Origin of the sequence: Megasphaera sp., assembly GCF_047831605.1 — a bacterium.
Classification (GTDB): domain Bacteria; phylum Bacillota; class Negativicutes; order Veillonellales; family Megasphaeraceae; genus Megasphaera; species Megasphaera intestinihominis.
Genome location: NZ_CP181255.1, coordinates 385,046 through 408,010 on the forward strand (window position 1 = coordinate 385,046; position 22,965 = coordinate 408,010).

At 54.9% G+C, this 22,965-nt stretch carries 27 protein-coding genes and 1 other annotated feature; of the genes, 3 read left to right on the forward strand and 24 right to left on the reverse strand.

The window, feature by feature from the left end:
• Nucleotides 1-234 precede the first annotated feature (234 nt).
• The 4 genes from ACFWUB_RS01895 to ACFWUB_RS01910 form a co-directional block, all read right to left on the reverse strand.
• Complete coding sequence (locus ACFWUB_RS01895) at nucleotides 235-1,491, reverse strand: RNA-guided endonuclease InsQ/TnpB family protein (RefSeq protein ID WP_416184107.1); 1,257 nt, start codon at nucleotides 1,489-1,491, stop codon at nucleotides 235-237.
• Between the two features lie 176 nt (nucleotides 1,492-1,667).
• The gene (locus ACFWUB_RS01900) at nucleotides 1,668-2,801 is read right to left on the reverse strand and encodes an ABC transporter permease (protein ID WP_302681519.1); all 1,134 of its coding nucleotides are present in this window, start codon (nucleotides 2,799-2,801) and stop codon (nucleotides 1,668-1,670) included.
• Nucleotides 2,801-3,253, reverse strand: coding sequence for an ABC transporter permease (locus ACFWUB_RS01905; RefSeq protein WP_302491394.1), 453 nt, complete (start codon nucleotides 3,251-3,253; stop codon nucleotides 2,801-2,803). Before ACFWUB_RS01905 ends, ACFWUB_RS01900 begins: the two co-directional genes overlap by 1 nt.
• Before the next feature lie 107 nt (nucleotides 3,254-3,360).
• Nucleotides 3,361-4,002, reverse strand: a complete 642-nt coding sequence (locus tag ACFWUB_RS01910; protein WP_292299028.1) for a TetR/AcrR family transcriptional regulator — start codon at nucleotides 4,000-4,002, stop codon at nucleotides 3,361-3,363.
• Between the two features lie 232 nt (nucleotides 4,003-4,234).
• Between ACFWUB_RS01910 and ACFWUB_RS01915 the strand changes: the two genes are divergently transcribed.
• Both ACFWUB_RS01915 and ACFWUB_RS01920 read left to right on the forward strand, forming a co-directional pair.
• Nucleotides 4,235-5,686, forward strand: coding sequence for an amino acid permease (locus ACFWUB_RS01915; protein ID WP_416184108.1), 1,452 nt, complete (start codon nucleotides 4,235-4,237; stop codon nucleotides 5,684-5,686).
• Between the two features lie 238 nt (nucleotides 5,687-5,924).
• Nucleotides 5,925-6,170 (forward strand) — a binding site (T-box leader).
• A gap of 67 nt (nucleotides 6,171-6,237) precedes the next feature.
• The gene (locus ACFWUB_RS01920; protein ID WP_416184109.1) at nucleotides 6,238-7,473 is read left to right on the forward strand and encodes a hypothetical protein; all 1,236 of its coding nucleotides are present in this window, start codon (nucleotides 6,238-6,240) and stop codon (nucleotides 7,471-7,473) included.
• 253 nt (nucleotides 7,474-7,726) lie between these two features.
• Here ACFWUB_RS01920 and ACFWUB_RS01925 read toward each other — a convergent pair whose 3' ends face one another.
• The 15 genes from ACFWUB_RS01925 to ACFWUB_RS01995 form a co-directional block, all read right to left on the reverse strand.
• Nucleotides 7,727-8,284, reverse strand: a complete 558-nt coding sequence (locus ACFWUB_RS01925) for a flavin reductase family protein (RefSeq protein WP_416184110.1) — start codon at nucleotides 8,282-8,284, stop codon at nucleotides 7,727-7,729.
• Between the two features lie 103 nt (nucleotides 8,285-8,387).
• Entirely contained in the window at nucleotides 8,388-9,281 is an 894-nt protein-coding gene (locus ACFWUB_RS01930) for an IS3 family transposase (protein ID WP_416184111.1), read from the reverse strand.
• Nucleotides 9,199-9,537 (reverse strand): transposase, encoded by a 339-nt coding sequence (locus ACFWUB_RS01935; protein WP_020310576.1) that lies wholly within the window; start codon nucleotides 9,535-9,537, stop codon nucleotides 9,199-9,201. Before ACFWUB_RS01935 ends, ACFWUB_RS01930 begins: the two co-directional genes overlap by 83 nt.
• A gap of 96 nt (nucleotides 9,538-9,633) precedes the next feature.
• Entirely contained in the window at nucleotides 9,634-10,773 is a 1,140-nt protein-coding gene (locus ACFWUB_RS01940) for an SLC13 family permease (protein ID WP_416184112.1), read from the reverse strand.
• A gap of 19 nt (nucleotides 10,774-10,792) precedes the next feature.
• Nucleotides 10,793-10,927, reverse strand: coding sequence for a hypothetical protein (locus tag ACFWUB_RS01945; RefSeq protein ID WP_256378953.1), 135 nt, complete (start codon nucleotides 10,925-10,927; stop codon nucleotides 10,793-10,795).
• Between the two features lie 257 nt (nucleotides 10,928-11,184).
• On the reverse strand, nucleotides 11,185-11,370 hold the full coding sequence (locus ACFWUB_RS01950; protein ID WP_020310247.1) for a FeoB-associated Cys-rich membrane protein: 186 nt from the start codon (nucleotides 11,368-11,370) through the stop codon (nucleotides 11,185-11,187).
• A gap of 211 nt (nucleotides 11,371-11,581) precedes the next feature.
• Entirely contained in the window at nucleotides 11,582-14,017 is a 2,436-nt protein-coding gene (gene feoB / locus ACFWUB_RS01955; protein ID WP_416184113.1) for a ferrous iron transport protein B, read from the reverse strand.
• A gap of 18 nt (nucleotides 14,018-14,035) precedes the next feature.
• Nucleotides 14,036-14,272 (reverse strand): FeoA family protein, encoded by a 237-nt coding sequence (locus tag ACFWUB_RS01960; protein WP_020310246.1) that lies wholly within the window; start codon nucleotides 14,270-14,272, stop codon nucleotides 14,036-14,038.
• A 22-nt stretch (nucleotides 14,273-14,294) separates the two neighbouring features.
• Nucleotides 14,295-14,585 (reverse strand): DUF2325 domain-containing protein, encoded by a 291-nt coding sequence (locus tag ACFWUB_RS01965; protein WP_020310245.1) that lies wholly within the window; start codon nucleotides 14,583-14,585, stop codon nucleotides 14,295-14,297.
• A 332-nt stretch (nucleotides 14,586-14,917) separates the two neighbouring features.
• Nucleotides 14,918-15,784, reverse strand: coding sequence for a heavy metal translocating P-type ATPase (locus ACFWUB_RS01970; protein WP_416184114.1), 867 nt, complete (start codon nucleotides 15,782-15,784; stop codon nucleotides 14,918-14,920).
• Nucleotides 15,785-15,795: 11 nt separating this feature from the next.
• Nucleotides 15,796-17,010, reverse strand: a complete 1,215-nt coding sequence (locus ACFWUB_RS01975) for a heavy metal translocating P-type ATPase (protein WP_416184115.1) — start codon at nucleotides 17,008-17,010, stop codon at nucleotides 15,796-15,798.
• Between the two features lie 3 nt (nucleotides 17,011-17,013).
• On the reverse strand, nucleotides 17,014-17,136 hold the full coding sequence (locus ACFWUB_RS01980; protein ID WP_416184116.1) for a hypothetical protein: 123 nt from the start codon (nucleotides 17,134-17,136) through the stop codon (nucleotides 17,014-17,016).
• Nucleotides 17,109-17,507 carry an HMA2 domain-containing protein gene (locus ACFWUB_RS01985; RefSeq protein WP_416184117.1) on the reverse strand — a complete coding sequence of 133 codons (399 nt, stop codon included), beginning with the start codon at nucleotides 17,505-17,507 and terminating at the stop codon, nucleotides 17,109-17,111. Before ACFWUB_RS01985 ends, ACFWUB_RS01980 begins: the two co-directional genes overlap by 28 nt.
• Nucleotides 17,488-17,772 (reverse strand): HMA2 domain-containing protein, encoded by a 285-nt coding sequence (locus tag ACFWUB_RS01990; RefSeq protein WP_292106238.1) that lies wholly within the window; start codon nucleotides 17,770-17,772, stop codon nucleotides 17,488-17,490. Before ACFWUB_RS01990 ends, ACFWUB_RS01985 begins: the two co-directional genes overlap by 20 nt.
• 298 nt (nucleotides 17,773-18,070) lie before the next feature.
• Nucleotides 18,071-18,289 carry a hypothetical protein gene (locus ACFWUB_RS01995; RefSeq protein ID WP_020310241.1) on the reverse strand — a complete coding sequence of 73 codons (219 nt, stop codon included), beginning with the start codon at nucleotides 18,287-18,289 and terminating at the stop codon, nucleotides 18,071-18,073.
• A gap of 265 nt (nucleotides 18,290-18,554) precedes the next feature.
• On the opposite strand from ACFWUB_RS01995, the gene ACFWUB_RS02000 reads away from it, so the two are divergent.
• Entirely contained in the window at nucleotides 18,555-19,283 is a 729-nt protein-coding gene (locus ACFWUB_RS02000; RefSeq protein ID WP_239639905.1) for a hypothetical protein, read from the forward strand.
• Here the strand turns inward: ACFWUB_RS02000 and dprA are convergent.
• The 5 genes from dprA to ACFWUB_RS02025 form a co-directional block, all read right to left on the reverse strand.
• On the reverse strand, nucleotides 19,278-20,399 hold the full coding sequence (dprA, locus tag ACFWUB_RS02005) for a DNA-processing protein DprA (RefSeq protein ID WP_302681075.1): 1,122 nt from the start codon (nucleotides 20,397-20,399) through the stop codon (nucleotides 19,278-19,280). The genes ACFWUB_RS02000 and dprA overlap by 6 nt on opposite strands.
• Nucleotides 20,400-20,406: 7 nt before the next feature.
• Complete coding sequence (locus ACFWUB_RS02010) at nucleotides 20,407-21,921, reverse strand: YifB family Mg chelatase-like AAA ATPase (RefSeq protein WP_292260819.1); 1,515 nt, start codon at nucleotides 21,919-21,921, stop codon at nucleotides 20,407-20,409.
• Nucleotides 21,922-21,925: 4 nt separating this feature from the next.
• On the reverse strand, nucleotides 21,926-22,297 hold the full coding sequence (locus ACFWUB_RS02015) for a YraN family protein (RefSeq protein WP_020310237.1): 372 nt from the start codon (nucleotides 22,295-22,297) through the stop codon (nucleotides 21,926-21,928).
• A 106-nt stretch (nucleotides 22,298-22,403) separates the two neighbouring features.
• Complete coding sequence (locus ACFWUB_RS02020; RefSeq protein WP_256378952.1) at nucleotides 22,404-22,532, reverse strand: hypothetical protein; 129 nt, start codon at nucleotides 22,530-22,532, stop codon at nucleotides 22,404-22,406.
• Nucleotides 22,529-22,873 carry a histidine triad nucleotide-binding protein gene (locus tag ACFWUB_RS02025; RefSeq protein ID WP_020310235.1) on the reverse strand — a complete coding sequence of 115 codons (345 nt, stop codon included), beginning with the start codon at nucleotides 22,871-22,873 and terminating at the stop codon, nucleotides 22,529-22,531. The genes ACFWUB_RS02020 and ACFWUB_RS02025 overlap by 4 nt, the downstream gene beginning before the upstream one ends.
• Between the last annotated feature and the right edge of the window lie 92 nt (nucleotides 22,874-22,965).

Below are 22,965 nucleotides of genomic sequence, written 5' to 3' on the forward strand. Positions count from 1 at the left end.
TTTATTTCCTTTATAAATGAAATCAGCTTCGTCGAAATATATCGGTATTTCACTCCACGCACCCGTGAAGGGTGCGACAACGCATTTTCTTATTATGCATTTACGTCATATCAAATTTCAATCCACACGCTCATGGAATCCATCAGCGAGACGGGTATATTATAGCTTGAACCTCTCCCGTTTATAGAAGCGGGAGATTCTTGAGAAGACTGCTGTTTAAGTTCCCTCCTGAAATCAGGATAGCCTTATTCTCAAAGGGCTGTCCAAAAGCCCCTTACACAGTCCCTCGAAATCGAAGTTCTGCTTACTTTTACGAAGTATATTGGCGGCGCCGTTGATGTCGGCATTAGCCGTCCTGCCGTTGGCGAAGCGGTACAGGCCGCGCTGGACTCGTTTCCCGCTGAACGTTCCTGTATAGGGGGCATCCGGCTGGTATACGGGAATGTTGTCCAAATCCAGGCAGCTGGCCTGAGAGGTATAGGATTCTTCCTGTTCCAGATAGGTTATCCCATAGCGTTCACACAGGTGTTTCAAGGTACTACGAAGATAGCTCAGGCTGATTTGAGTGAAATGCTGATTCATCACTTTGCCCAGCTTTAGTCCTCGTTTAAAATCGCGATTATATCCACAGACAAGGGTCCCTATCTGATAGTCAATGCAGAAATTAACAATGTAACGGGCTGTCTTGCGAAGGATGTCCTGCATCCGGAAATTGCGTTTCTTCGCTAACTGACAGAGCTGGTTCGTCGTCTTCCGGCCCTGCTTGGCGGCAATGCTTTGGAGTCTGGCTTTGCGTTTGTTCCAATACTGGTTGATAGATTTAAGTTTACGACCGTCCATGAGGAACGACGTCCCCGTATTGGTAACGCAGGCGGCCAGATTGTCCAGGCCTAAGTCGATAGCCAGGATACGTTCTGGCGAGGTTTTCACCGGCTCTGGTTCCTGTAAGTAGCCATACTGAATCTTGAAATACCGTCCACCATACATGGGACAGATGCGGATTTCCTGAATCGTCTTATCCTTCAGCCTGTCGGGAACAGGAATCCGAATCCGATGGCCATTATGGCGTTTCATATATTCACGGCTCATCGGCACTGTTAAGAAGCCATTCTTAATGGTAATGGCGTTCGTCGACAAGATGAGACTGAAGAGACCACCTTTTTCACGATAGTGTGGCAGGCGGACAGCCTTTGAACCATAGTCACCTGACTTGACTTTCTGCAAAAGCCCGAAAAAAGAACGAAAACTGCGGTCGGCCATCTTCAATATCTGCTGGGCGACACCGGCCTGTAACAAGCCATAGTTTTCATTTTCCTTGCAGATGGGGTAATTTTCTTCGTACCGCAAGAATTGCCGGGTATCGAAGTAATGCTGCCGAATCGTATAGACCGCTACATTGTACAGGTTATTGCTGTATTGGCACATTTCCCGGAGCATCGTATACTCTTGTTTCGACAAGCCGCGGATGATATTCGATTGCGTCAAGTACATCTAGGATTCACCTCCTCTGTTATCTACCATTATACCGTAGCCGAGGTGAAAAGGCTAAGACAGAAATGACATAGGGTGGATTTCGCAGGCATCGAACCTGCGAAATCCATCGCCATTCATCCCCTACCTAAGAGGAAGGAGTCTTCTGGCGAAACTGTGATAAAGTTTCCCCACAATTATTTTACACCATCTATCTTGTGCAGGAAAATCCAGCTCCCCAGGCTGAGGAAAATGACGCCCATGACCGTCAGGGCCGTCAGGTTATAGCTCAGCGTGGCCAGATGGCCGGACAGGAAGAGTTCGCGGACGGCGTTGGACATCCAGGCCATGGGAAAGGCCTGGGCGACGACCTGGGTCACTGGGTCCATGGCTTCCAAGGGCCACGTATAGCCGCCGAAGATGAAGGCCGGCACAGTGTACATGATGGACGCCCGGACGAACTGCAATTCGTTGTGGAAAATGGATGACGCGAAGAGGCCCAGGGAAATGGCAGCAAAAGAGAAGGCCCCGGCCAAAAGGCCCAGCGACTGGATGGACGCCCGGTCAGGGATGCCCAGCAGGCGGGCCAGGACGCAGACCAGGCCAAAGGATAAAATGGACAGGACCCAGTACACGCCGACTTTGACGACCAGCAGCTTGCCCTTCGACGTCCCTTTCAGCTCAGGATTACGGAAATCGCACTGGACGGCAGCTCCGATGGCCAGGAAAAAGCCCTGCTGCATGGCCGCCATGGCCAGGCCGGTGACGAAGAACATCATGTAACTCTGGGTCGGGTTATTGAGGACGCGCAGCGTCGTCTCTACCGGTAAGATGCGCTTCTTCAGCATCTGTTCATCACCGCTGGTCCGCAGGGCCGCCTGTCGGGCGGCAAAGCGCGTATTGAAGGTATTGACGATGTCGTTGCCAGCCGTCGTGGCGATATTGGTCGTAATGATATTGGCCCCGTTGAGCATGAACAGGACTTTAGCGCTGCGGCCGTTGAGGATATCGTGAGAAAAATCGGCCGGAATGATGACGGCGGCGTAGACCTCTTTCCGGCGCAGCATGTCCCGTGCCTCCCCTTCATCGGCGACGACGCGGACCAGCCCCAGCCGTTCGTCATCATCGACCTGGCGGGTCAAAAGGCGGCTGTAGGCCGTATGTTCCTCATCGCAGACGACCGTCGGTATTTCCTTGACGACGCCGGGGTAATAGAGGATGCCGAAGAGGATCAGATAGGCCGTCGCGGCACCGAAGAGAAAGATGGCCCGCCGGGCATCGTGGAGAAAGGCGTTGGCCAGTTCCCGTCGTATCAATGCAATAAATCCCATTATGACCGCGCTCCTTTCCGCTTACGCGCAATAGCCCCTGCCGCTATTTCCAGGAACGTCTTCATGCCGTATCGGCGGCGCAGGGCAAAGATGGCCGTTCCCAGAGCAAAGGCCCCGGCCCCCATGAGCAGCAGCTGCAGGGACTGGGAAACCAGCGCCGGCGCATAACCGGCCAATAAGATATCGCGGACGCTGTCGGCGGCATGGCGCATGGGGAAGATCTGGGCAATGGCGGCAGCGACGTCGCTCATGTAGAAATCAGGCCAGCTCAGGCCGCTGTACAAGAGGCCCGGCATGATATAGAGCAAGGGCATTTCGATGGACATGACCGCATCCGGACTGAGTACGGCAAAGAGGACCATAATGCCGGCGACGGCCAGGCAGAAAGCCGTTATCATGACGGCCAGGGCCAGGAGCAGGCCGGCAGCCCATTTCTTTTTTTCTATGAACATGATGAGTTCCCCCTTTTGTTTGTTGAACGCGTTCAAATATTGAACAAAAAAGGCTGCCGTATGAAACCAAAATGGCCTCATGCGGCAATCCTTTACAGGAAGCCGTCCTATCGCCGGTGGATCATCTCATCGGCAATGGCTTCGATTTCCGGCAGGCGCTGTTCGAGCTGGGCCAGGACGTCATAGCTCTCAGCGGCCGAAATGCCCAGTAGCTGCAAAGCCGTATCCAGTACCAGGGCGGCGTACTTTTGGCTGTCCATGGGCTGGCTGAAGTCGAACTGGACGATGTAGCTGCGCATGGCCCCTTTGATGAGCAGGGAGCGCAGGAAAATATCCTCCTTCGATAATCCCAGGGAATCGCCGAAGATACGGCCCGTTATATCGGCCAGATGGTCCGTGATCTTTTCAAACGTCAAGGGCGTCGTATAGCCTTCATAATAGGTTTCGCGGACGAGCTGGTTCATGGCCACGGCTTCAAATTCGACGAGGCACAAGGCGGCGTAGCGGAAGGCCGGCGACTCCTGCCTGAAATGGGCTGCAATCAAATCGGTACACTGCCGCAGCAGCTCCATGACCAGGGACTGGAAGATATCTTCTTTATTCTTGAAGAAATAATAGATGCTCCCTGTGAGGACGCCCGATTTCTCGACGATCTGACGGATCGTCGTCTTTTTATACCCCTGCTGGACAAAGAGCTCCTTCGCCGCAGCCAGGATGCGCTGACGGACTTCGTCTTTATCTTTTTCCATAAAAACACCTTCTTGAACATGTTCAACTATTTTATCTTTAGTGTACCTGTTCTCGAAATCCTTGTCAAGACTACAGCGTCACGTTATATATCCATTAATCGCATAAACGATTTACTTCCATGCAGAATATCCATTTGTCAGAGAAGGATTCATCCTTTATAATGTAAAGGTATGAGTTTTTTTAGATTTTATTTATCAATTCAATTCAATGAAAAAAAGGTTGTGATTTTGCATGGAAGAAACTCAACAGCAGCAGGGACTGCGCCGCAGCCTGAAAGCCCGCCACATGAACATGATCGCCATCGGCGGCGCTATCGGCACGGGCCTGTTCGTCGCCGGCGGTGAAACGGTCAGCTCTGCCGGTCCGGGCGGTGCCCTCGTCGCCTATGCCCTCATCGGTATCATGGTTTATTTCCTCATGACAGGCCTCGGCGAAATGGCGTCGTACCTGCCGGTCAGCGGTTCTTTTGAAACCTACGCCAACCGCTACGTCGATAAATCCCTGGGCTTTGCCCTGGGCTGGAACTACTGGTTCAACTGGGCCATCACGGTAGCGGCCGAACTTGTCGCCGGTGCCCTGATCATGAAATACTGGTTCCCTGACGTACCGGCTGCCATCTGGAGCGGCCTGTTCCTCATTATCCTCTTCGTCCTCAACTACTTGTCGACCCGGTCCTACGGCGAAAGCGAATTCATTTTCGCCGGCATCAAGGTCCTGACGGTCCTGGTCTTCCTCTTTGCCGGGACATTGCTCATCCTGGGCCTCGGGCCGGAACCGTCGCCGGGCTTTACCAACTGGACCATCAGCGATGCGCCCTTCGTCGGCGGCTTCACGGCCATGCTGGGCATCTTCATGGTCGCCGGCTTCTCCTTCCAGGGGACGGAAATGATCGGCATCGCCGCCGGTGAAAGTGAAGATCCGGAAAAGAACGTGCCCCGCGCCGTCCACTCCATCTTCTGGCGTATCCTTATCTTCTATTTAGGTGCCTTTACGGTCATCGGCTTCCTCATCCCCTACACGGACCCGAATCTGCTCAATACGAACATCGAAAACATTTCCATCAGCCCGTTCACGCTGGTCTTTGAACGCTTCGGCCTGGCCGCAGCCGCTTCCATCATGAACGCCGTCATTTTGACCGCCGTCCTGTCGGCAGGCAACTCGGGCCTCTACGTCTCGACGCGTATGCTCTACGCCATGGCCGAAACGGGACAGGCCCCGAAATGCTTCCTCAAACTGAACAAGCGCGGCGTCCCGTCGTATGCCCTGTTCGCAACGGTCGTCTTCGGCCTGGCCGCCTTCCTGACGTCCCTCATCGGCGAAGGCAAAGCCTATGACTGGCTGGTCAACATCAGCGGCATGGCCGGTTTCATCACCTGGATTGGCATCGCCATCTGCCACTTCCGCTTCCGCCGGGCCTATATCGCCCAGGGCAAAGACCTGAAAGACCTGCCCTATAAGGCTACGTGGTTCCCCTTCGGCCCCCTCCTGGCCCTGATCATGTGCATCATCGTCACGGCAGGCCAGAACTACTCGGCCTTCACAGGCGCAGAAATCGACTGGTACGGTGCCAGCGTCGCCTACATCGGCATCCCCGTCTTCCTGGCCGTCTTCTTCTATCACAAACTCAAACATAAGACCCACCTCATTCCCTTGAAAGAGGTCGACCTTTCCCGCGATAAGTAGGAAAAAGGCGCTGTCCCATGAAGACAGCGCCTTTTTGAGTTTTAAGTTTGCAGTTTGTAGTTTGTAGTGAAGTTTTTTAACCATCTTCTACAAACTACAAACTCAGTACTACAAACTATATTTTATGGTTAAACCTTAAACTTAAACGTTTATTGCGTTTATTTCAAAAAATATTATGTTTCATCCTTGACTTTATTAAGTGATGATGCTATCATAGCACCATCAACTGATAAACGTCATAAACGCGACGACGCAAAATAGTACGTCTGAGTCTATCGTTTCCAGAGAGCTGCCGGCTGGTGTGAGGCAGCGGCGATGCCGGACCGAACTCATTGCCGAGCGGAGAGGCTGAATGGAGTAGGCCGATACGGGAACTCCCGTTACAGAGCGTGGATATCGCCATGAGCCGTATCCGAGAGTGCATCCCCAGGGATGAAACAGAGTGGTACCGCGGAAGGATCATACAACGCCTTTCGTCTCTTAATGCTTCGAGCAGAGAGACGAAAGGCGTTTTCGTTTCTCTCCATGGTTCTTAAAAGGAGGAAAATCTTATGGCTAATATTTCATCGATCAAAGCCGCTTCACTGAGCATGTGTTTTTCCGTCGGTGCCGTCTTATTCAGTTCCCACGCTGGCGGCGGTTTCGCTACGGGCAACCAGGAAAATGTCTACTTCGTCAGCCTCGGCTGGCTCGGTCCGATTACGGCCATCATCACTATGCTGCTGTTCACGCTGACCATCAAGGAAGCCATGAACATGTACAATTCCCGTCATCTCACCAGTTACCGTCAATTATTCCAGAACTTATACAGCCCCTTCAAGGGCATCGAATACCTGTTTGAAGCCTTCTTCTACATCATGGTCTTAATGGCCGTATCGGCTACGATTTCCGGTGCCGCCTCAGCCATCAACGCCCAGACGGGCCTCAACTATTACACCGGCATCGGCGTCGTCGGCGCCATCATCTTCTTCCTGACCATCTTCGGCGCCGGCCTGGTACGCCGGGCGACGACCTACATGGGTATCGCCATCCTGGCCATGGTCATCATGATTTTCTCCGTCGGCATCTATATGGGCGGCTCCATCGAAGGGACGCAGTTCTTCATGGCCGCCATGGCCCAGGACTTTGCCGCCAACGGCTTCAGCAAACTGCCGACGGCCATTCTCCACGCCTTCACCTATTCCGGTTTCCAGTGCGTCGTCATCCCGACGATGATCGTCGTCGGCACACCGCTGGTCACCCGTAAGAACTGCGCTACGTCCATGTGGTTCTCCTTCGCCATGAACGCCATCGCCCTGACCTTAGCCGTCTGCATGCTCTTAGGCTGGACCGGCATCTATGGCAAATCGCCCTTACCGACCCTGACCAGCTGCAAAGCCATGGGCATGTCCTGGCTGACCATCGCCTACAGCGCCTTCTTACTGCTGTGCCTCATCTCGACAGGCGTCACGACGGTCTTCGGCTTCACAGCCCGCTTCTCGGAAACGAAGTGCCTGAAGAAAGTAAGCCATAACGCCGTCACCCGTTCGGCCATCGTCACCCTGTTCATCATCATCGCCTCCATGACCGTCTCCGTCGCCGGCCTGACCAACATCATCAAATATGGCTACGGCTATTGCGGTTACTTAGCCATCGCCATCATCATCGTCCCCTTCCTGACCGTCGGCTATTACAAAAACAAACGCTACGCTTCGGATAGCGAATACCGCGCCCGCATCGACGCCATGAACGAAAACCCCGAAGCTGCCCAGGCATTCCAGCCCACAGCCGAAGTAGCAGGACATTAGGAAAAAGGCGCTGTCCCATGAAGACAGCGCCTTTTTAAGTGGCTAGTGGCTAGCAGCTAGTGGATGGTTTTAAATTTAAAGCTCTCCAGACCGAGCCGCAGCACGCCCATACAATCCCAAGCCATGGTTCGTAGGGGCGCCACGTGGGGCGCCCGCTCCAGTCTATGTACGATTGCCAGCTCAGTTTGCCCGGGGAATCATCCAAATGCCTAACGGAGCACCTGCAAAAAACTGGTTTACGGATACGCTAAGTTCAGCCTTTCAATTTCAGTCCGTCATGGAAGGCCTGGCCTACGACGGGACCGATCAGGCGATAGGTCATGGTAGCGATGTCGAAGATGATGGGCTGCAGTTTGTCGTAGTCGATTTTGCCGTCTGTCAGGACCGATTCGTCGGCCTGCTGGGCTACGATTTTGCCTACGAGGATGCCCGTCTTATCGTCATAGCTGGTACATTCACATTCCAAAGTGACCGGGAATTCTTCGATGATCGGGGCATTGACGTGACGGCTCTTGTGGACGTGGCAGCCGGCCTTTTCGATTTTGTTCACTTTATTGCCCGTTTCTACGCCAAAGTAATCGGCTATTTCAACCGTATCCTTGGTGGCAAAGGCGACGGTAAAGGCCTTGGTGTGTTTGATGTTGTCCGTCGTCTTGTGTTTGGCCAAAAAGAACGTGATTTCACCATAATCCGATTGAGCTCCCCAGGCGGCATTCATCGCATTGGGAACACCCTTTTCGTCGTACGTCCCGATGATAAATACCCCTTCCGGCGCAATGCACGCCTTATTTCCTTCAAATTCTACACTCATGGAAAATCCTCCTTATCCTATTCTTTCCTAATTCTATATTATAATGGGCCCCTTGTCAAGACCACGTTCTAAAATTTTAAGAGTGGCAGTAAGCAGAATTATTCTAAGCAGCGAAGCAAGCAAAGTAAAACTCGTTGGGAACCTTGTAGCCTAATGCCTCGTGGGGCCGTATGTTGTTGTAATCATCTACGTATTGGTTAATCAGACGTCGAAGCTCTCTTGGGGTGCGATATTCGTTCGGATAGAGCTGCTCCGTTTTGAGGCTACGGAACCAACGTTCAATCATGAGGTTGTCTGCCCAGCGGCTCCTGCCGTCCATACTTTGACGGATATTGAGGTTACGAAGCAGATTCTTGTAATCATCACTGGTAAACTGGCTGCCTTGATCTGAATTGATAATGGCTGGAACGCCGCATGCTTTAACGGTTTCCGTCACGGCATGAATAACAGATTCTGCTTCCAGACTGTCTGAAAGATAGTGGCCGACCAACCGCCTGCTATACCAATCAATTATTGCAGTTAGGTACATATGCCCATGCGGCATCGGAATATAGGTGATGTCAATGGACCACACCTGGTTTGGAAAAGACACGGTATAATCGCGCAACAGATAAGGCACAATAGACTCCTTGAAATTGCGCTTGGACAGGTTAGGCTTAGGATAAATAGCATAGATGCCCATCTTCAGCATAAGTTGCCGTACTGTCTTGCGACATACTGAAAAACCTTCTTCTTGCAGTTTGGCAACAATCTTACGAGAGCCTAGGTAGGGACACCTGGTATGCCAGTGGTCGATACGTTCCATTAACGATTCATCAAGCCTAACAGCAGCTTGGTTTGGTCCTGTAGGTGTGTAATATAGGCCGGAACGGTTCAGTCCCAGTAATTCGCACTGACGACGTATGGAAAGGCCGTTATCCTTTCTGATCATATTCCGGGATTCTTGGGATGGCCTCCCCAGCTTGGCGAAAGCAGTCCTGAAGAAAGTCGCGCTCAAGCGTAAGCTGACCGATGGTCCTTAGCATCTGGTCATTCTTTTTCTTCAGATCGTCCTCCTTCCTCTGAACGGCCTTACGCTCAGAATCTGCACCAAAGGCAAGATGGGCATTTTGCAGGAATTCTTGCTTCCATTTTCTGACCATGTTTGGGTTCAGGCCGTTTTCAGAACAGATGACATTGAATTCCTTGTCGCCTTGAAGAATTGACAGAACAATCTTGGTCTTAAATTCAGAAGTGTACTTTTTTCTTGGCATGATAGCATCCTCCAATTTTCGTTACTTAATACTATATCATGCACTCTTAAAATTTTCAGTACTGGTCTGAATTCACAGGCCCATTATATATTTTTATTATACTCCGAATCCGTACAGCCAGGCAATCAGGACCAGTACCAGCAGATAGGCCAGGTTGAGCAGGCTAAACAGTTTCAGATACCTTCCCTGCTGCCGGGGATAGGACCGGACGTACATGCCATAGGAAATGAGGCTTGCCATAGAGGCAACCAGTGTCCCCAATCCCCCTATATCGGTTCCCAGCAACAAGGCCGCTGCCTCATCGGTAAACCCAGACAAGAGGACGGCTGCCGGCACATTGCTGATGACCTGACTGGCCAAAAGGGCCATGAAGAATTCATGACCGTCCAGATACCCTGTCAGCAGGTCCCTGAATCCAGGCATCTGGCTCATATTGCCTACGAGGATGAAAAAGGCCACAAAAGTGCCCAGAAGCCGATAATCGGCATAACGGAAATACCGTGGCCGGGTCAATGCCGTAACGACGATAACGATGGCCAAGGTAAGGCGGTAATCGAGGACATGGGCCACAGTGAGCAGGGACAGGAAAAACATCCCGCCCAAGAGCCAGAGCCGACGCGATGGCGCCAAGACAGGCAGATTCCTTGTCCGCCGGGCAGCCAGCCGGACGGAAATGGGAATCGGCGTCCCCGGCAAGCGGAACAGGGACAGCGTAAGCAGCAGGAAAGACACCAGGGTATATGGCAGGAGCAGCGTCAGAAACGATGGCAGATCCATGGCGTAATAAAAATAAAGATACAAGTTCTGCGGATTGCCGACGGGCGTACACATACTGCCCAGATTCGCCGCCAGCGTCTGGAGGACGATGACGAGAGCCATCTGTTCCTCACTGGCCACCTTGGGCAGGGCCATCAGGGAAAAAGGCACAAAGGTCAGGAGGGCCACATCATTGGTCACCCACATGCTGACAAAAAAACAGGCAAATACCAGGACCGCCGCCAGCTGGCGCATCGTCCCCAGGCGGAGCAGGAGACGGGCCAGCACGGCAGAAAAGACGCCGCTTTCCCGCACGCCGCCGATGACGACCATGAGACAGAACAAAATCGCCAGTACAGGCATATTGATATACCCGGCATAAGCAGCCGAAGGCGGTACGGCCGTCATCGACGCCAGCGCCGCTGCCACTGCCAGAAAAAGTACCAGATTCTCTTTGATTATTGAACCAATAGATTTCATGCTATGTCCTTCATTCGAGTTACTTCCCGTTCTCACTGCGCACCTGGGCCGACACGAGGAGCGTAAAGACGCCGGTGCCGCCGATGACTCGCACCTTCTGTTTTTTTGACTGCTGGCAGGAAAAATCACAGTCATGGTTACAACGTTTAATCATGGACTTCATCCTTTCTGATACTTTTCTTTCATTATACCATGTTTCCTGCCGTCACAGCAGACTGTAATCTCCAATCAATACGTAGGGGACATCCAAGGCCATGGGCGTGTATTTTTGCGGTCCGCAGGAGTGCGGCGAACTGCGACCGGGCGCCTGCGAACTGCGTTTATTTCATGAGTCTATCACGGCGAAGCCGTATCTGAATCCGAAGAAAGCAAAAAGGGACTGTCGCACGTGCGACAGTCCCTTTTCTTATGCTATTTCCGGCAGCACGGAGGCAATTTGGAATCGTCCCCCGTTTTTGTTTTTCCACTGGATGAGCAGCTGCCTGAGCAGTTGCCGCAGCAGCTGGCCGTTCCGTTGAACAGGCCGCGGATATGGTGAATGAAGTACGCTACGGCGATGATGACGACGATAGCGACGATAATGGTTGCAGGACTCATAGATATACCTCCTCTCGGGATTAGCAATTATTCGTTGTGAAATCAACCTCTCCGGCCCTTTGGGCCACCTCCAGCCGGCTCTCCGTTTTGGCAGCCGTCCTGCCTTTCCCTGCGGTCAACGCCTGACGGGCCAAAAAGGGCCTATGAGGGGAGGCTAGCCACGAGCCACTAACACTAATATTATACGTTATGGAAGGGGCTGCTTCAAGTCTTAAGCGCCGAGGCCGGCCATGAGGGCCAGGTGATAGGTGACAAAGGCCAGGACGTACGAGAGTACGAGGCACATGGCATCACTGGCAAGGAGCATTTTCCACGAGCCTGTTTCACGTTTGATGACGGCCATGGCAGCGACGCACGGCATGTAGAGCAGTACGAAGACCATGAGCGACAGGGCGACGGCCGGGTTGAAGTCCGGATCATCACGGAGGTAAGCGACGATGCCCGATTCGTGGGTGTCGTCACCGCCGACGCTGTAAATCGTACCCAAGGTCGAAACCATGACTTCTTTAGCAGCCGTGCAGGCGATGAGGCCTACACCGATCTTCCAGTCAAAGCCAAGCGGTGCGATGACCGGTTCTACGAAGTGGCCCAGGCGGGCAGCATAGGACTGTTCCAGTTTTTCAGCCGTCTGCTGATTGTCGAGTTTGGACGTTTCGTCGTCAGCATCGGCTTTGGCATCGAAGAGCGGCAGAGCCTGAGCGAAGACGGTCGGGTTCTGTGCCTGCAGGTCGGCAAAGCTCTGGGGGTATTTGCCCATGAACAAGTTGTCTTCTTCTTCTTCGGAATTCTTGACCTGGTCTTCAACGGAGCTCAAAGCGGCAGCCGGGTTCAGGGCATTGCCCGTATCGGCTTCGTCAGCATCGGCTTCGTCAGCGGCTTCATCAGCCGCAGCGACCATGGATTCATACATATCGTTCAAAGCGGCATTGTCTTCGATAGCGCTGAGGCCGTAGGACTGAAGGATGTCAGACTGTTTCTGTTCCATTTCAGCCGTGACCTGATTTTTAGCGGCATCGAAGTCCTGGGAATATTCGACGTCCATCGGGTATGCCGTGAGGAACCAGACGAGGACGGATGCGCCGAGGATGAAAGTACCGGCTTTCTTGAGGTACAAGACCGTGCGTTCCCACATGTGCATGAGGACGCCTTTCAAGGTCGGAATGTGATACGGCGGCATTTCCATGACGAACGGTTCCTGTTCGCCCTTAAAGGTCGTATGACGGAGGACCAGGGCGACGCAGACGGAAATGATGATACCTAAAAGGTATACGCCGAAGAGGACCGTACCACCGTGGCCGGAAGCGCCGAAGAAAGCGGCGATGAGCAAGGTGTATACCGGCAGGCGGGCACCGCAGCTCATGAACGGGCAGGCCAGAATCGTGACCAGACGGTCTTTTTCATTGTCCAGTGTACGAGCGGCCATGATGCCCGGTACGTTGCAGCCAAAGCCGAGGATCATAGGAATGAAGGACTTGCCGTGCAGCCCCAGGGCACGCATAGCGCGGTCGATGAGGAAGGCGGCACGGGCCATATAACCCGTATCTTCGAGAAGGCTGATGAATAAGTACAAGAGGACGATAAGGGGAACGAAAGAAAGGACGGAACCGACACCGCCGATGACGCCGTCGACGACGAGGGAGCGGAGCTGTTCATCTTCGATGACATCGCTGCACCAGTCACCGAGCATCGAGAAGCCCGTGTCGAGCCAGCCCTGCGGGTAGGCGCCAACGTTGATGACGACGACGAACATGAGCCACATGAGGGCCAGGAAAATCGGGATCCCTAAGTAACGGTGGGTCAGGACGCTGTCGATCTTGTCGGACAAGGAGTCGCTCGAACCGACATTGATAATCGATTTATTAAATACATCAGTTGCGAATTGATATCGGCATTGAGCGAAATAGAAGTCCAAATCGATCTTGTTGGCCAGGGAATCGCGCAGAGTCGAAGCCAGGGCCAGGATGGACTGGGTCCCTTCCATAGCGCGGACTTTGGCGATGGCGTCGGAGTCGTTTTCCAGGAGCTTGACGGCCAGCCAGCGGACTGGGTATTTGATGATGCCCATTTTTTCGATGGCATCGGTCAGGTTGGCAATCGCCGGTTCGACGTCAGCGCCGTAATCGACTTTGGCATTGACCAGGTTCTGGGTCTGCGTACTGGAAATGGCGTCGAGCAGTTCTTTCGTGCCGATGTTCTTGCTGCCGACGAGGGGCACGACGACGGCGCCGAGCTGTTTGCCCAGCTTCTTGAGGTCGATCTGGATGCCCATGCGTTCGGCAATGTCCATCATGTTCAGGGCGATGACCATGGGGCGGCCCAGTTCGACGAGCTGTGCGGCCAGGTATAAGTTACGTTCCAGGTTGGACGCATCGAGGACGTTGACGATGATGTCCGGTTTTTCATTGATGATGACGTTACGGGCTACGACTTCATCGAGGGACCGTGCCGTCAGGCTGTATGTGCCGGGCAGGTCGACGAAGAGCAGGTCCTTGCCGTTGAAGGTACGATGGCCTTCTTTCTTTTCGACAGTAACGCCAGGATAGTTGCCGACGTGCTGTTTAGCGCCGGTAATGTTGTTAAAAATCGTCGTTTTACCGCAGTTCGGATTGCCGGCCAGGGCAATCTTGATCTTCGCTGCATTTTCCATGACTACTATGTGCCCCCTTTATTGTTCTACGGCGACGGAAATCATCGCCGCTTCATTCATGCGCAGTGCCAGTGCGCACCCTTTGACTTTTACCTCAATGGGATCTCCGAGCGGGGCCTTTTTGAAGACTGAAATATGCGAGCCCTTGACGACGCCCATGTCGACGAGACGGTGCTGGATATTTCCCCGTCCCTTCAAGGCATCGACAACGCCCGACTGGCCGACTTTCATATCGGCTAATGAAACAATTTTCATGACTAACTCCCCTTTGCTTGCCTCAGACGGCCTCTTCCATCCGGGCGGCTAATATGTTCTTCAGCGCGTTCGAGCTGCTCGTATGGGAACGGACGACTTCGACGTTCTTGCGCTGCGCTTCTTTGATGGCGCAACGGACCATACTGTGGCTCACGGTACTGGTAAACAACACTACAAGATCAGGCGACCCGATTTTCGATTTGAAATCGCTTGGTACCTGTGTAAAGACTTTTGCCTTATAATCGTACTCTTTGCAAATACGCTTATAGCGACAAACCATACAATCATTTCCACCTACGATGACGACACTCATTTACATCGCTCCTTTCAGCTCCGTAAATAATACTCACACATCCCTTCTAATTAATGATAATACATTTCATTACCATAAACATTATATATTTTTTTCACAAGCCCTGTCAATAGTTGCTATTGAAATTCATTTATAAAAAGGACTTGTCGCATAACGACAAGTCCTTTTGTAGGGGCGCCACGTGGGGCGCCCGTTTCTGCTTGATATGGGAATGTATTCATCTCCCGGACGGGCTCGCCACGTGCGAGCCCCTACAAACCATTGGCGTGTGCAGGTCCCTACAAACCATTGGCATGCGCGGGTCCCTACAAACCATTGGCATGCGCGATTCCCTATGCCGGGCGTCTGGTCGGGCGGGCCGGTTTCAGGATGCGGACGCTGTTGAGGACGACGGCCAGGGTGGCTGTGTTGTGGATGACAGCAGCCCAGAGGGGGCTGATTTTCCCTAAGGCGCCGAGCAGCATGGCCGCCGAGTTGACTACAATGGTAGCCGTGAAGTTCTGGTTGATGGCCCGCATCGTTTCCCTGCCGATGTACAGGGCATCGTACAGTTTCGATGGGTCTTCCGAACGGATGGTGATGGCTGCCGATTCAGCGGCGATGTCCGTCTTGTTGCCGCCGAGGCTGACGCCGATGTCGGCAAAGGCCAGGGCCGGTGCGTCGTTGATGCCGTCGCCGACCATCATGACGTTGCCCCGCTTCTGCATCTTCATGACGTAGTTGGCCTTGTCTTCCGGCAGGATTTCGGCATGATACGAGTCGATATCCATGTCGCGGGCGACTTCGGCGGCGACGTCCTTCGAATCGCCGGTGAGCATGACGACTTCGTCGATGCCCAGGCGGCGCATGCGGTTCAGGGTCTTCTTCATACCCGGACGGACCGGGTCCTGGATGACCAGGAAGCCGAGATATTCGCCATTGCGGGCGATGTACAAGAGGTTCTTGCCCCAGGTCTTGTTATCCGTCGCCGGCATGCCTTCCACGCCTTCTTCGGTCATGAAACGGCGGCTGCCGACGAGGATGTCCCCGCCTTCGTAGCCTTCAAAATCGGGAACGGTCGCTTTCATGCCGCGGGCGACGACGGTTTCCGACGACGCATGAGGCGGCGTCTGCCAGCCCTGGGCGTTGACGTATTTCTGAACGGCTACGGCCAGAGGATGGACGGAGTGCATTTCAGCCGAAGCGGCGAGGAGGATCATTTCCTTATCGTCTACGCCTTCGACGGTTTCGATGTGGTCGATCTGGGGACGCCCATGGTGATGGTCCCGGTCTTGTCGAGGACGACCGTGTCGATGTCGGCCAGGTTTTCAATGTAGTTGCCGCCCTTGATGAGGATCCCCTTGCGGGCTGCCACGCCGATAGCTGCCGAGATGGCTGTCGCTGTCAACAATTTCAGGCCGCACGAGAAGTCGATGAACAAGAGGTTGAGGACGCGCTGCCAGTCTTTGGTGGCCCCGTAGACGATGGCTGCGCCGATGAAGGAGATGGGAACCAGGAGGTTGGCCATCTTATCGGCAAAGTTCTGGACCGGCGCCCGGCGGGTCTGGGCTTCTTCGACGAGGTGGATGATCTGGGCCAAGGACGTGTCGGCGCCGACCTTTTCGACGCGGATGACCAAGTCGCCCGCTTCGATGACACTGCCCGCATAGACCGGCGATTTTTCCTGCTTAATAGCCGGATTGGATTCGCCCGTGATGGAGGCCTGGTTGACGGCGGCATTGCCGCTGACGACGCTGCCGTCGACGCAAATCTTTTCGCCCAAGTGGACGGCGATGAGGTCGCCCCGCTTCAGCGATTCGACAGGGATCTTGCGTTCATGGCCGTTTTCGACGAGCCAGACGTCGCGCTGGTCCAGTTTGAGGAGGCCCGAAATCTGACGGCGTGCCTTTTCGGCAGCGTATTCGGTCATCATTTCGGCCCCATTCGACAGGGCCAGGAGGGTCAGGCTCGATTCGGGCTTGCCAGCCAGGACGGACGCAGCGACTGCCGTCGCCGTCAGGGTATCGGCATTGGCCTGATGGTCCTTTACGAGCCCCATGATGCCGTTCTTAATGTAGCGGCGTGCAATATATAAGGTAAATAATCGGCGAAACAAGAGGATCGACCCGTAGAATTCCGGGTTGACCTTGCGCAGGATGTTCATGGCGATGAAGCCGCCGACGGAGATGATGGCTTCCCGGCGGTACGTAGCAACATCCATGTCGTCGTCTTTCTGTTCCTTCTTGCGGCCATATTTTTCTTCAAAGGCACGGATGAACAGGTTCAGTGCCCGCAGGTCCAGCTGTCCCACATAGTAGACGGTGACCTTCTTTTCTTCGACGACAGCCGAGACGATGCCGCGGACCTGGCGGAGCTTGACGCTCAGGACAGGGCGCATGCGGCTGGGGATCTCGCTGTGCAGGAAGATGGTATTGCGCATGTACATGACTTAACGCCCCCTCAACAACGACAGGGCCCACCACAGCATCTGTGGTCCTGACGGGCGCTGTCCCATGAATACGACTTTGCGCAAGCCGCGAAGGGTCAGGAGCAAGGCAGCGACTGTGCGCAAGTCAAAAAAACGACTGGATTCATTGCGGATGATACTGCTGAAAAAAGCCCCGTATCGCGGACCGCTTTGAGATACGTCGTCTCTTCCTTTTTCTGGCCTTCCTGTTTTTCTGCATCGCAGACGGCACTGACGATGCCTTCGACGACATTCGGGAAGAGGCGGAAGCGGAAGAAGTTTTCCAGCCGGTCCAAGGTCCCTTCGCTGTGGGCGAAGACCAGGATGCTGCCCGTGACGACGCTGACCTGGATGAACTGGATATTGGGCAGGGTGCTGACTTTTTCTTCGATCAAGCGGGCCAGTTCCGCATTGCCGACGAGGGCCGCTGCCCGATAGCGGCGACGGCCTTTCAAATTACCTTCTCCTTTCAACATGGGTCATGATATAGTTCTCTACCCGGACGAGTTCCCGATTGGCCCGCAGGACCTGCGGCCGGTAGGTGATCAGGACGGAACCCGTGAGGACATTGACATCGACCTTGTCGATTTCTTTATAACTGGCAATGTAGGAGTAGACCTTGCGGCCCAATTCGGCATTGCCAATGAGTTTTTTACTGTGCAGGCGGATACGGCCTGGTAAGTAAGACGAAATAGAAACGGCTCTCATGATGAGGTCCCATTTCAACGTCGGAATGATCATACAAGCAGTCCTTCCTGGTGTTGTTCCTCTTAAAAAGAGGCTGTCGCATTAAGACAGCCTCTTTTTGAGTTTTAAGTTTGTAGTTTTTAGTTTGCAGCAAATGGTAAAAATTTAAAGCCAGCTTCTACAAACTACAAACTCCATACTACAAACTATAAAGTAAATGGGGCCTTGCATGATGGCAAAAATCTTCGTACGACAGCCCCTTTTAAATGGTTAGTGGCTAGTGGTTAGTTGTTAGCAGATGGCTTTAAATTTAAAGGCTTCCGCTGAAACCGCAAAGGCCTTCCCTACAAACTTATTTCGCCTGTGCGGTTTCCTGAGCTGCGATCATGTCTTCCAATTCTTCTTTCTGACGCTGCAATTCAGCCAGGGGTACCGAAGCGGTCATCGCACCGGCAGCGGGCTGCTGCATAGCCAGGAGCTGCTGTTCCCGTTCGGACATGAGTTTATAACCGAAAACACCAGCGACGACACCGATACCTAAGCCAATCCAAAAATCTGTATTCTGAAACATACGACACATCTCCCTTGAAAAAAAATTGATATTCATTTACGTCTATTATTATAAAGTGTCTTTTTTCACTCGTCAATAGTGTTTATCAAACTCAATATAACATCTTGTTTACAAGATGGTCTATTTCGAGGGGAGTTCGCAGGAAAATGCCTTATTTCCAAGGGCCAGGCCATTTATTTTACTGACAAAATTTGTTATAATATAGGCACGTTCTTATGTGTAGAAACTGTAAATATTGAAACTATATCTTAAAATTTTGAAAGGTGTGACTTTCTTGTTCAACAGGTCTCTCTTAAAATCCGTTCAATCTGCCATCACAAAAGCGCCGGACAAGCGGATTTTATCACTTTCTTTTGAAAATAAAACGTACTTCGTCAAGCGCCGCATGGGCAATGGCCGCAATGCCTTTGCCAAACAGAATCCGTCGGCCGCCTTTTGGTGCGAAGCCTACAAGATCATGACCGTCAACGCCCGCCTTCCCCTGGCGCCGAAGGTCGTCCTCCTGGATGAAGACTTCTTCGTCATGGAAGCTGCCGGCAAGACCTTGCAGGGCGTAGCCAAGGAAGCGGAATACGCCGCCGTCCGCCACGATGCCTTTGAAAAAGCCGGCCAGGGACTGGCTCAGCTCCACGCCGCCGGCCTGCACCACGGTCGGCCGGCCCTGCGGGACATTGCCTACGATAAGGAAACCGGGACGATTACCTTCCTCGACTGGGAAAATGAAAAGAAATTCGTCGACGCGCCGGCGCCCGTCCTGGACCTGTTCCTCTTCCTGCACAGCTGCTTCCGCGAGGAATGGCCGGACAATGCCCTCATCGACGCAGCCGTCGCCGGCTATGGCCGCGTCGAAGGCAGCAGCCAGACCATGGCCGCCCTGAAAGAATTCATCACAGACCATCATACCCTCTTTGCCTGCTGTCATGCCCTGGTCCCCTTCGGCTGGATCGACGTCGTCTCCGTCGACAAAGCCCAAGCGTATATCACCGCCTTATAGGGCAGAAAAGGCCGCAGCACAGCGGATATAGCCGCCGGGGAGTTCCTCGGCGGCTTTCTTCATCTGCAGGGCCAGGAGGATGGGCAGCAGGTCGGCGACGGCGAGGCCCGTCTTTTCCAGGAGCTCGCTCACCGGCGCCGCCCGGTCGAAGGGGATGGCGTCGATGACGGCCTGTTCGGCCGGACTCAGGCTGGGTCCTTCCTCATGGCAGGCCGTCTCCGGCCCCTGCCAGCCGCGGCGGCGGAATTCCCGGACCACATCGTCAGCACAGGTCAGGGGAATGGCGCCGAGCCGGAGGAGATGGTTCGTCCCCCGGCTGGTCTCGGAAAAGACACTGCCCGGCATGGCAAAGACGTCGCGCCCTTCGTCGAGGGCCAGGTCAGCCGTAATCAGGGAGCCGCTGCGCAGGGCCGCTTCGACGACGATCGTCGCCGCTGCCATGCCGGCGATGATGCGGTTGCGGGCCGGGAAATTCCGGGATAGCGGCTCGACGCCGAAGGCATATTCCGAGATGACTGCGCCGCCGCTATCGACGACCTGCCGGAACAGGGCCTTGTTCTCCCTGGGATAGGTCCGGTCCAGGCCGTTGGCGGCGACGACGACAGTCCGCCCCTTCCCTTTCAGGGCGCCCCGATGGGCCCGCGTATCGATGCCCCTGGCACCGCCGCTGACGATGGTGAGGCCCTGGGCCGCCAGCTCAGCGGCCAGCGTCTCGGCGGCATTCAGGCCATAGGGGCTGGCCTTGCGGGAGCCGACGATGGCGATACTGCTGCTGTCGCGCTCCATCGTCCCCTGGCAAAAGAGGACCAGCGGCGGCTGGGCGATGAAGGGCAGCCAGCTGGGGTAATCGTCGTCCCACAGGGCGACGGGCCGAACGCCATAAAAAGACAGCCTGCGCTGGAAGGTATCCCAATCAAAAACATCTCGTTCTTGCCTGAGCTGAGAAAAAATCTTGGCCGGAATCCCCGTCCGGCGCCGCAGGTCTTCATCCCAGACGGCACCCCAGGCCTGGCTGGGCGAGCGGCAGACGTCGAGGAGGGCCTGCAGGCGGCGGCTGCCGCAGCCCTTGAGGGACTGGAGGGCCGCTGCGTACATCGTTTCCTGTTCCACCTTCATCCCCCCTTCATGGCTGGTGCATCTTATTGCGGTAACTGATGGCTTCGGCCACGTGATCCTTGGCGATGACCGGTTCTTTGGCCAGGTCGGCAATGGTCTGGGACACTTTGATGATGCGGTCGTAACTGCGGGCACTGAGGCGCAGGGCGTCGAAGGCCTCGCGCAACAACTGCTGGGCCGCCTCGGTCAGCTGGCACGTGGCCCGTATCTCCCGGTGGCCCATATGGGCGTTGCAGGTACAGCCATAAGGAGCCAGGCGCTCTTGCTGGCGATGGCGCGCCGACAGGACCCGCGAGCGGATGGCCGACGACGGTTCGGCCCGCCGCCGGGCCGTCAGTTCCCAGTAGGCCGGCCGTTCGACGCGGACGTGGAGGTCGATGCGGTCCAGGAGAGGGCCGGAAATCTTATGGGTATAGCGGCGTATCTCGCTGTCCGAACAGGTACAGCCTTCGTCGAAGCCGTAGCGGCCGCAGGGACAGGGATTCATGGCCGCCACCAGGACGAAGCGCGACGGATAGGACAGGGCCGCCTGGACGCGGGCAATGTGGACGACGCCGTCTTCCAAGGGCTGGCGCAGGACTTCCAGAACCGACCGGGGGAACTCCGGCAGTTCGTCGAGGAAGAGGACGCCGTGATGGCTGAGGGTCACTTCGCCCGGCTTGGGGATGGACCCGCCGCCGACGAGGCCGGCCATGGAAATGGTGTGATGAGGGCTGCGGAAAGGCCGCTGCTGCAGGAGCCGCCCCTTGCCCAAAAGGCCGGCGACGCTGTATATCTTGGTCACTTCCAGGGCCTCGGCTTCGCTCATGGGCGGCAGGATAGTCGGGATGCGCTTGGCCAGCATGGTCTTGCCGCTTCCCGGCGGGCCGATCATGAGGACGTTATGGCCGCCGGCTGCGGCGATTTCCAGGACCCGCTTGGCTTCGGCCTGGCCCTGGACTTCGGCGAAGTCGACGTCATAGTCCAGCTGGTCCGGCGCCAAGGGTTCCGGCCGGGCCGCGTCCAGCGGCTTTTCACCGGTCAGGCAGGCGGCGACGTCGCAGAGCGTATCGACACCGTAGACCGTGAGGTCCGGACAGAGCAGGGCTTCGGCGGCATTGTCGCGGCTGACGAAGACCGTCTTCATCCCCTGGGCGGCCCCTTCCAGGACCATGGGCAGGATACCGTTCACCGGCCGGATGCGCCCATCCAGGGCCAGTTCGCCCATGAAGAGACATTTTTCGCAGGCCTCTTCGGGAATCTGGCCGCTCGACACCAGGATAGCCACGGCCAGACTCAAATCCAGGCCGGACGTGTCCTTCTTCAGGTCAGCCGGCGCCAGGTTGACCGTCAGGCGGCGCATGGGAAATTCATAGCCGCTGTTCTTGACGGCAGCCCGGACCCGCTCTTTGGCCTCTTTCACCGACGTCGATGCCAGGCCGACCAGGTCGAACGACGGCAGGCCGTTGGAAATATCCGTTTCGACGGCGATGACGTGCCCGTTCAGGCCCAGTGTCGCCGCCCCATAGATACGCGCGAACACGGCGTCACCGCCTTTCGGCCAGGAAGGCATGAGCAATGTGGCGGATGCCAGGCTGTCCGTTATCTCCTGGCCAGACTTCGATGACGTCGAACCGGCATGGCCGCTCCCAAAGATCGAACTGGGCCAGATAGGCCGAGGCCACGCGGGTGATCTGACGGCGCTTGCGTTTCTCGACGGCTTCGCAGGGCAGGCCGTAAGAACCTGTCGTCCGCGTCTTGACTTCGATGAAGACCAGCGTATGGCCGTCGTCGGCGATGATGTCGATTTCTCCCAGGCGGTTGCGGTAATTACAGCAGCGCACGTGATAGCCCTTTTCCTGGCGCACAAAGGCCAGCGCCGCTTGTTCTCCATAATAGCCTAATAGATTCTTCTCCATGGCGATTCCCCTTTCTCAATGTATCCGATTACGTCCATCGTAGACGAGAAAGATTAAAATTACATGAAAAAAAGACCCTTCCGGGTCTTTTTTTATGAGAAGAAGATTAAATTTTGTGGATCATCAGGAAAGCGACGACGCCGACGAGCAGGACGATGGCGATGATGCGGGTAAGGGCCGCCGCTGTAATCGTCACCTGGCGCTGGGGCTTCCGTCTCCGCTGCCGTTCACTCATACGCCGGGCCAAGCCATTTCTTTGCCGCCTAAGATGTGGGCGTGCATGTGATGGACCGTCTGGCCTGCTTTTTCACCGGTGTTGAAGACGACGCGGAAGCCGTCTTTATCAAGGCCCATGACCTGGGCGACTTTCTGGATGGCATAGAGCATCTTGCCAGCGACAGCGACATCGTCCGGCGTCAAGTCGGCGATACTCTGGATATGTTTCTTGGGGATGACCAGGACGTGGACCGGAGCGACCGGATTGATGTCCTTGAAGGCGAAGAAATTATCGTCTTCCCAAACTTTCGTGCTCGGGATTTCCCCGGCGATGATCTTGCAGAAAATGCAGTCTTCCATGATAAATTCCTCCTTAGGTAGGTGTACGTAGGGGCCGGCCTGAAAGCCTTTCTGGCCCACCAGACCGTCGTAATCATGCAGGCAGAATGCGT

What these genes read in the sequence shown, in the direction of transcription:
- ACFWUB_RS01950 (WP_020310247.1), bottom strand. Translation starts at nt 11,370, where the DNA reads ATGAGTCCTGCAACCATTATCGTCGCTATCGTCGTCATCATCGCCGTA.
- ACFWUB_RS01905 (WP_302491394.1), bottom strand. Translation starts at nt 3,253, where the DNA reads ATGTTCATAGAAAAAAAGAAATGGGCTGCCGGCCTGCTCCTGGCCCTG.
- ACFWUB_RS01970 (WP_416184114.1), bottom strand. Translation starts at nt 15,784, where the DNA reads ATGATCCTCCTCGCCGCTTCGGCTGAAATGCACTCCGTCCATCCTCTG.
- ACFWUB_RS01920 (WP_416184109.1), top strand. Translation starts at nt 6,238, where the DNA reads ATGGCTAATATTTCATCGATCAAAGCCGCTTCACTGAGCATGTGTTTT.
- feoB (WP_416184113.1), bottom strand. Translation starts at nt 14,017, where the DNA reads ATGGAAAATGCAGCGAAGATCAAGATTGCCCTGGCCGGCAATCCGAAC.
- ACFWUB_RS01940 (WP_416184112.1), bottom strand. Translation starts at nt 10,773, where the DNA reads ATGAAATCTATTGGTTCAATAATCAAAGAGAATCTGGTACTTTTTCTG.
- ACFWUB_RS01945 (WP_256378953.1), bottom strand. Translation starts at nt 10,927, where the DNA reads ATGATTAAACGTTGTAACCATGACTGTGATTTTTCCTGCCAGCAGTCA.
- ACFWUB_RS01925 (WP_416184110.1), bottom strand. Translation starts at nt 8,284, where the DNA reads ATGAGTGTAGAATTTGAAGGAAATAAGGCGTGCATTGCGCCGGAAGGG.
- ACFWUB_RS01910 (WP_292299028.1), bottom strand. Translation starts at nt 4,002, where the DNA reads ATGGAAAAAGATAAAGACGAAGTCCGTCAGCGCATCCTGGCTGCGGCG.
- ACFWUB_RS02015 (WP_020310237.1), bottom strand. Translation starts at nt 22,297, where the DNA reads ATGGAGAAGAATCTATTAGGCTATTATGGAGAACAAGCGGCGCTGGCC.
- ACFWUB_RS01995 (WP_020310241.1), bottom strand. Translation starts at nt 18,289, where the DNA reads ATGTTTCAGAATACAGATTTTTGGATTGGCTTAGGTATCGGTGTCGTC.
- ACFWUB_RS01985 (WP_416184117.1), bottom strand. Translation starts at nt 17,507, where the DNA reads ATGTTGAAAGGAGAAGGTAATTTGAAAGGCCGTCGCCGCTATCGGGCA.
- dprA (WP_302681075.1), bottom strand. Translation starts at nt 20,399, where the DNA reads ATGAAGGTGGAACAGGAAACGATGTACGCAGCGGCCCTCCAGTCCCTC.
- ACFWUB_RS01990 (WP_292106238.1), bottom strand. Translation starts at nt 17,772, where the DNA reads ATGATCATTCCGACGTTGAAATGGGACCTCATCATGAGAGCCGTTTCT.
- ACFWUB_RS01900 (WP_302681519.1), bottom strand. Translation starts at nt 2,801, where the DNA reads ATGGGATTTATTGCATTGATACGACGGGAACTGGCCAACGCCTTTCTC.
- ACFWUB_RS01965 (WP_020310245.1), bottom strand. Translation starts at nt 14,585, where the DNA reads ATGAGTGTCGTCATCGTAGGTGGAAATGATTGTATGGTTTGTCGCTAT.
- ACFWUB_RS01895 (WP_416184107.1), bottom strand. Translation starts at nt 1,491, where the DNA reads ATGTACTTGACGCAATCGAATATCATCCGCGGCTTGTCGAAACAAGAG.
- ACFWUB_RS01915 (WP_416184108.1), top strand. Translation starts at nt 4,235, where the DNA reads ATGGAAGAAACTCAACAGCAGCAGGGACTGCGCCGCAGCCTGAAAGCC.
- ACFWUB_RS01960 (WP_020310246.1), bottom strand. Translation starts at nt 14,272, where the DNA reads ATGAAAATTGTTTCATTAGCCGATATGAAAGTCGGCCAGTCGGGCGTT.
- ACFWUB_RS01975 (WP_416184115.1), bottom strand. Translation starts at nt 17,010, where the DNA reads ATGTACATGCGCAATACCATCTTCCTGCACAGCGAGATCCCCAGCCGC.
- ACFWUB_RS02020 (WP_256378952.1), bottom strand. Translation starts at nt 22,532, where the DNA reads ATGAGTGAACGGCAGCGGAGACGGAAGCCCCAGCGCCAGGTGACGATT.
- ACFWUB_RS02025 (WP_020310235.1), bottom strand. Translation starts at nt 22,873, where the DNA reads ATGGAAGACTGCATTTTCTGCAAGATCATCGCCGGGGAAATCCCGAGC.
- ACFWUB_RS01935 (WP_020310576.1), bottom strand. Translation starts at nt 9,537, where the DNA reads ATGCCAAGAAAAAAGTACACTTCTGAATTTAAGACCAAGATTGTTCTG.